We start from the raw sequence: 3,429 nt of genomic DNA, 5'->3' as shown, positions 1-3,429 counted from the left end.
TGCGAACCAACCCCAACAGCTCCTCGTGCACCGTGGTGTCCCCGGTGAGCTCGGGGTGGAAACTGATGCCCAGGATGTTGCCCTGCCGCACCGCCACCACTGCATCGCGGTACCGGGCCAGCACCTCCACACGTTCACCCACTCGGGTCACCGCGGGCGCGCGGATGAACGCTACGCGGACCACGTCGCTCGGGGTGTTCGCGGCGTCGGCGGTCGGCCCCAATGCATCAGCCGCAGCACGGTCACCCACATCATTGCGACCGGATGCAGCCCCGGATCCCGCCCACTCCAGCGCAACCTCGGCGGAGTCGACCTGTGAGCCGAACGCGTTTCGGGCCACGGTCACGTCCAGAACCCCCAGCGATTGCTGACCGGGTGCCGGGTCCTCGATCTGTGCAGCGAGCATGATGAGCCCCGCGCACGTACCCAGCACGGGCAGCCCGGCGGAAATGACCTGCCGCAGCGGGTCGAACAGCCCGAACGTGCGGCACAGTCGATCCATGGTGGAGGACTCACCCCCGGGGAGGACGAGCGCGTCGATGACCGCAGCGCCGTCGTCCCCGAGAACATCCGAGGCGGACCGGACGCGGACCGCGCGAACACCCAGCGACTCGAGTATCGCCAGGTGTTCGGCCACCCCGCCTTGCAGTGCGAGAACGCCGACGACCGGTTGGGTCACCAGCCGCGCTCCGCGAGCCGGTGCGGAGCGGCCAGGTCGGCCACGTTGATGCCGACCATGGCTTCGCCCAGGCCGCGGGAGGCTTCGGCGATGCGGGCGGGATCGTCGTAGTAGGCGGTTGCGGCCACGATGGCGCGAGCGCGCTCGGCCGGGTTGCCGGACTTGAAGATACCGGAACCCACGAACACGCCGTCCGCGCCGAGCTGCATCATCATGGCGGCGTCCGCGGGAGTGGCAATGCCGCCGGCGGTGAACAGCACCACGGGGAGTTTGCCGGTGCGGGCCACCTCGACCACCAGTTCGTACGGGGCGGACAGTTCCTTGGCCTTCACGTAGAGGGCGTCGGGGGTGGAGTTGTAGAGGCCCTGCAGCTCGGCGATCTGCGAGCGGATGGTGCGGATGTGGCGGGTGGCCTCGGAGACGTCGCCGGTGCCGGCTTCACCCTTGGAACGGATCATGGCCGCGCCCTCGGTGATCCGGCGCAGGGCCTCACCCAGGTTGGTGGCCCCGCACACGAACGGCACGGTGAAGCGGTGCTTGTCGATGTGGTTGGCGAAGTCAGCGGGGGAGAGCACCTCGGACTCGTCGATGTAGTCGACCTTCAGGTGCTCCAGGATCTGCGCCTCCACGAAGTGGCCGATGCGCGCCTTGGCCATCACCGGAATGGATACGGTGTCAATGATCTGCTCGATCAAGTCCGGGTCACTCATGCGGGCCACGCCACCCTGAGCGCGGATATCCGCCGGCACGCGTTCGAGGGCCATGACGGCCACGGCTCCCGAGTCTTCGGCGATCTTGGCCTGCTCGGCGGTGACCACGTCCATGATCACACCGCCCTTGAGCATGTCGGCCAGCCCGCTCTTGACCAGCTTGGATCCGGTCACGGGAGTCTTGTTGTCAGCGGGAGATTGCATGGTTTGCGTCATACGTACCATGCTGCGCGTCAAAGTGGTTCGATAACAGATCCATAATTAAGTAATTCGAATAGTCCACTTTGGAGGAACCCATGCGGCACGCACGCGTAGTGGATGTGCCATTGTCCGTCGACAGGACCTCGGGCATCTCGCTCGGCGAGCAACTGGTGGGTCAGGTCCGTGACCTGGTCGCCCGGGGTGTCTTGTGTGCGGGAGATCCGTTGCCCTCATCCCGGGTCTTGGCCGAGCGACTGGGGGTCTCGCGCGGCACGGTGGTCACGGCGTGGGACGTGCTCGCGGGCGAGGGATACCTCACCGCGGACCGCGGGGCCACCCGCATTGCCCCGGACGTTCGCGTGGTCCCCGCGGCGAGCGAACTCCCCATGTCGACGACGCCGCCCCGCTCCTCCCGCACGCGACGTAGCGTTGCGAAGACGGGCCAGATCGACCTGCGCCCCGGCAAAGCAATCATCGCGGAACTGGACACTCCGGCTTGGCGGGGTGCCTGGCGAGATGCCGCGAGTGCCGGTGAAGGGGCGGTGCCGTTACGTCAGCACCTGGCCGAGTATTTGCGATTGAACCGAGGGGTGGTGAGAGAACCGGACGACATAGTCATCACCGCGGGTGCCCGGGACGGGCTCCAGCTGGTCCTGCGAGTCCTGGGTGCACTGCGCGGCCGCAGATTACGCGTGGCGGTGGAGGACCCCGGGTACTCCGCCTTGCGCAGGGTTGTGGAGGCCACCGGGCACGTGGCAATTCCGATTCCCGTGGACGGGTTCGGTCTCGATCCGGCCAGCCTGCCCACCGGCGAGTGGGCGGGAACCGGCACGTGGGAGGTGGCCGAAACTCCGGATGTCGTGGTGGTGACACCCGGACATCAATACCCGCTGGGCGGCACCATGCCCGTGAGCCGCAGGCTGGAACTGCTGCGCTGGGCTCGCCGTCACAGCGCCGTGGTGATCGAGGACGACTACGACTCCGAACTGCGCTACACCGGTCAACCACTGCCCGCGCTGGCCGCCCTCGACACCGACCGCGACACCGTGGTCACCCTCGGCAGCTTCACCAAAGTGCTGGGCAACGGCGTGGGCGTGGGGCACCTGGTGGCACCCGATGAGTTGCTTCCCAGGCTGCGCACCCTGCGCGCGGAGCTGGGGTCACCGGTTTCGGCCGTGGCGCAGCGGGCGATCGGGCGGTTCATGGACCTGGGTCACTTGCAACGCCACACGGCCCGGATGCGCCGCGCCTACCGCCGACGCCGCTCACTCATCGGCCGCGCGCTCGCAAACCTTCCGGACGTGGGCGTGGTGCCCATGGCTGGTGGTTCCCATGCCGTGATCGAGGTGCCGGACGAAGCAGCGGCAGTCGCGGCGGCGGCTCGGCGCGGGGTGCTGGTCAGTGGACTGGGAGAGTACTGGGCGGCGTCGGCGACCCGGGCGAGAACGCGCACGATAGCCCGAGCGCCGGACACCGCAGAAGGCGGACGGAGCGCGTCCGGTTCGGAACCGCGCGACGGGCTGGTGCTGGGGCTGACGTCGTCGGACGCGCACCTTGAGCTTGGAATGCAAGTGCTGTGGGACGTACTCAAGCCGGGCTCATAGTCACGCGGGGCCCGGTACGGACGTCAGCGAACACCAAGTTCTGTTCCCGGACGGCCCGCAGTTGTCTCCACTAGACTGGCCCGGTCCCACCCCGCCAACGAGGAGTATTTCGCGTGTCTCAGCAGATCCCGTCCCCCCGTGGCGGAGCATCCGGCGGCCACCGCAGCGGAACGGATGTGCGACACGATCTGTGGGTGCCCACGCTGGTTCGGTCCCTGGTCGCGCTGGTGTTCGG

Annotated in this window: 3 protein-coding genes; 1 reads left to right on the top strand and 2 read right to left on the bottom strand. The window is 68.1% G+C overall.

Going from position 1 to position 3,429, the window contains the following annotated elements; genetic code table 11:
- Together pdxT and pdxS are read right to left on the bottom strand one after the other, a co-directional pair.
- Positions 1-679: pyridoxal 5'-phosphate synthase glutaminase subunit PdxT (gene pdxT, locus Q4E95_RS08405; RefSeq protein WP_303382876.1), on the bottom strand; the 679-nt coding region annotated here is incomplete at its 3' end.
- Entirely contained in the window at positions 676-1,605 is a 930-nt protein-coding gene (gene pdxS / locus Q4E95_RS08400) for a pyridoxal 5'-phosphate synthase lyase subunit PdxS (RefSeq protein ID WP_303382875.1), read from the bottom strand. The genes pdxS and pdxT, both read right to left, overlap by 4 nt.
- An 80-nt stretch (positions 1,606-1,685) precedes the next feature.
- On the opposite strand from pdxS, the gene Q4E95_RS08395 reads away from it, so the two are divergent.
- Positions 1,686-3,194 (top strand): PLP-dependent aminotransferase family protein, encoded by a 1,509-nt coding sequence (locus tag Q4E95_RS08395; RefSeq protein ID WP_303382874.1) that lies wholly within the window; start codon positions 1,686-1,688, stop codon positions 3,192-3,194.
- Positions 3,195-3,429 lie beyond the last annotated feature (235 nt).

It is taken from the genome of Kocuria sp. (genome assembly GCF_030536815.1).
Classification (GTDB): Bacteria; Actinomycetota; Actinomycetes; order Actinomycetales; family Micrococcaceae; genus Kocuria; species Kocuria gwangalliensis.
This window is presented reverse-complemented; position numbering and strand designations above follow the sequence as displayed.

Bases quoted from the DNA above. Each gene is read 5' to 3' on its own strand.
- pdxS (WP_303382875.1), bottom strand. From the start codon at position 1,605: ATGACGCAAACCATGCAATCTCCCGCTGACAACAAGACTCCCGTGACC.
- Q4E95_RS08395 (WP_303382874.1), top strand. From the start codon at position 1,686: ATGCGGCACGCACGCGTAGTGGATGTGCCATTGTCCGTCGACAGGACC.